The 2468-nt window shown below is 74.3% G+C and carries 3 protein-coding genes and 1 pseudogene; 2 read left to right on the forward strand and 2 right to left on the reverse strand.

From position 1 onward, the window contains the following. The first annotated feature begins 287 nt into the window (after positions 1 to 287). The gene (locus AAW14_RS39120) at positions 288 to 821 is read left to right on the forward strand and encodes a flavoprotein (RefSeq protein ID WP_265569227.1); all 534 of its coding nucleotides are present in this window, start codon (positions 288 to 290) and stop codon (positions 819 to 821) included. Here AAW14_RS39120 and AAW14_RS39125 read toward each other — a convergent pair. Beyond that, positions 805 to 1077: a hypothetical protein gene (locus AAW14_RS39125; RefSeq protein ID WP_265569228.1), complete on the reverse strand. Its 273-nt coding sequence runs from the start codon at positions 1075 to 1077 to the stop codon at positions 805 to 807. The genes AAW14_RS39120 and AAW14_RS39125 overlap by 17 nt on opposite strands. Before the next feature lie 191 nt (positions 1078 to 1268). Between AAW14_RS39125 and AAW14_RS39130 the strand changes: the two genes are divergently transcribed. Beyond that, positions 1269 to 2165, forward strand: a complete 897-nt coding sequence (locus AAW14_RS39130; protein ID WP_265569229.1) for an alpha/beta fold hydrolase — start codon at positions 1269 to 1271, stop codon at positions 2163 to 2165. 14 nt (positions 2166 to 2179) lie between these two features. On the opposite strand, the pseudogene AAW14_RS39135 reads toward AAW14_RS39130, so the two are convergent. Further along, positions 2180 to 2468: pseudogene (locus tag AAW14_RS39135) on the reverse strand (hypothetical protein); the annotation flags it as partial.

Genomic DNA, 2468 nt, shown 5'->3' on the forward strand with positions numbered 1-2468 from the left:
GCGCGGGGCGCGGGGCGCGGGGCGCGGGGCGCGGGAAGCCCGCGTCGGCCCCCGGAGCGGCCAGGTACATCTTGAACGCCTGCTGGTGCGCACGCACCCGGGGTCGGCCCCGTGGTGAGGTGGCGAACAGCATCTCCGCCGCATCCGGCGCCCGGTCGCCGACGAGTTCGCCGCCCATGTACGAGCGCCTCCCGGGCGTACCCCGATGAGAGAACCGTCGTTCCCCGCTTACGGTGGCATCCGCCCGACGGGCCACCCCGCCTCTCGCCCTTCCCTGGAGTGTAGCCGTGACCGAACGCGCCCCGAAGCCGTTCCTGTATGTCGTCGTCTGTGCCGCGGGCATCGCACAGGACGTCAGCAAGCTGATCACCGCAGCCCAGGAGCGCGACTGGGCGGTGGGCGTCATCGCCACACCGCTGGCGCTCCGCTTCTTCGACACGAGTGCGGTCGAGGCACAGACGGGGCGCCCCATCCGGTCCGCCTGGCGCACCCCGGGCGACCCACGGCCGTTCCCGGACCCCGACGCCGTCGTCGTGGCCCCGGCCACCTTCAACACCGTCAACAAGTGGGCCGCCGGAATCGCCGACACCCTGGCGCTCGGCACCCTGTGCGAGGCTCCCGGGCTCGGCGTCCCGATCGCCGTCCTGCCCTGCGTGGGCGACGCGTTGGCGGCCCATCCCGCCTACCGGGCGAGCCTCGAACGGCTGGGCGGCATGGGTGTGCGGTTCGGGGATCCCTACGCCAAAGCGGTGGGCGAGGGCGGCATGCGCCCGGAGTTCACCTGGGAACGAGCCCTGGACCTGCTCACCCCGGGCACCTGACCGGGTTCCCGGCGGTCATGCCGCCGGTGTACCTGTCCGCGCCGCCGGACCCGAGGCCGACTGAGGCGCTCCGCGCGCCGCTGTCCTTGAGCGTGCCTGCTGATGCGCAGCGGGGCGCGGGACGCTGCGCGCATGCCGACGGGAGATCGGCCCGGGCGACCGGCTGGGCCACCGCCGTCGAGCCGACCACGGCGGTCAGGACGACCGCCACGGCCAGGGGCCGGGGCGTCTTCAGGGGTGTCATGCGTGTCGGCATCGCATTTCTCCCGTGCGGCTGTGAGCGGCCCGGTGCCGCTCGCATGCGACGAGAATGCGGGCACCGCCCGGCCGCGGGTCCGCGCCCACGCCGCGCGGTCACCTGGGGGCGGGAACGCGCTGACCTCAGTGGCTCAAGCGTGACGTACGGAGACCCGTGTGCAAGCCGGGACGACGCTCTACTGTCGTCCCATGACCGGAGACCGCATCGCGCTGGCCGTCCACGACCACGGGGGCGACGGACCGCCCCTGCTGCTCCTCCACGGCGCCGGACGCACGCTCGCCGACTGGGCCGCCGTCGCGCCGCTCCTCACGGCGCGCCACCGCGTGCTGGCCGTGGATCTGCGCGGCCACGGCCTCTCACCCTCAGGTCCGTGGAGCCTGCCGGCGGTGCTCGGCGACCTCGAGGAGATCCTGGCCGAGCACGGGATCCCCGGTGCCCTCCCGGTCGGGCACTCCCTCGGCGGCATGCTCGCCGTGCTGTACGCGCTGGAGCACCCGGACGTCACCCCCGGCGCCGTGAACCTCGACGGGTTCGGGTGGGGACGCCCGGACCAGTACCTGGGCCTCGATCCGGACCTGGTCGTACAACACCTCGCTGAGGTAAGGCAGTTGAGCGCCATGAGCCTGGGCAGGGAACTGTCCGCCGACGGACTCAAGGAGCTGCTCGCCGAACAGCGCGCGATCTCCGACCAACTCGGTATCCCTTACGAGCTGTTGGAGGCCGGGGTGGTGCGCTCCGTGCGGGAGCGCGACGACGGCGTGCTCGAGCTGCGGCCCGGGTGCAAGGACGGACTGCGGATGCTGGCGGAAACGGAGTCGCTCGACCTCTTCGCGCTCTTCCGGAGGATGACCGCGCCACTGCTGCTCGGCCGTGCCCTGCGGACCCGCCCGTCCGGCCCGTCCGCCCCCGGCTCGGACCGGTTCGCTGCGATGACGGGCGCCTACGCCGAGGGGCTCGCCCGTGAACTGGCCGCTCTGGCCGAGGAACGGCCCGGCGTGACGGTCGCGGAGATCGACGCCACGCACGCGATGCCGCTGGAGAACCCGAGGGCGGTCGCGGACGCGGTCCTCGCCTTCGCCTCCTGACCGGGAGCGGGGCGGTGCGGGGTCCGCGGGGTGAACTCCGTGCCGCACGGGCAGGCGCCCTCGCTCCCGCGTAGGCGCCCTGGGTCCCGGGCAGGCGCCGTCGCTCCCGGGCAGGCGCCCTGGCTCCCGGGCAGGCCGACGGGCGCGCCGTCCGTGGTCAGGGTGCGGTGGAAGCTGCTGATGCGCCGCGTGGAGCGGCGGACGTAGTGGCCGATGAAAGAGCGGCGGAACCGTTCAGCGCTGTGATTGGGCCCCAGGCCCGGCCCTCCCGGCCCTCCCGGCCCTCCCGGCCCTCCCGGCCCT

Origin of the sequence: Streptomyces hygroscopicus, assembly GCF_026168105.1 — a bacterium.
In the GTDB taxonomy this organism is placed as follows: domain Bacteria; phylum Actinomycetota; class Actinomycetes; order Streptomycetales; family Streptomycetaceae; genus Streptomyces; species Streptomyces hygroscopicus_D.

Coding starts and splice junctions, on each gene's coding strand:
- AAW14_RS39130 (WP_265569229.1), top strand. CDS start 1,269: ATGACCGGAGACCGCATCGCGCTGGCCGTCCACGACCACGGGGGCGAC.
- AAW14_RS39125 (WP_265569228.1), bottom strand. CDS start 1,077: ATGCCGACACGCATGACACCCCTGAAGACGCCCCGGCCCCTGGCCGTG.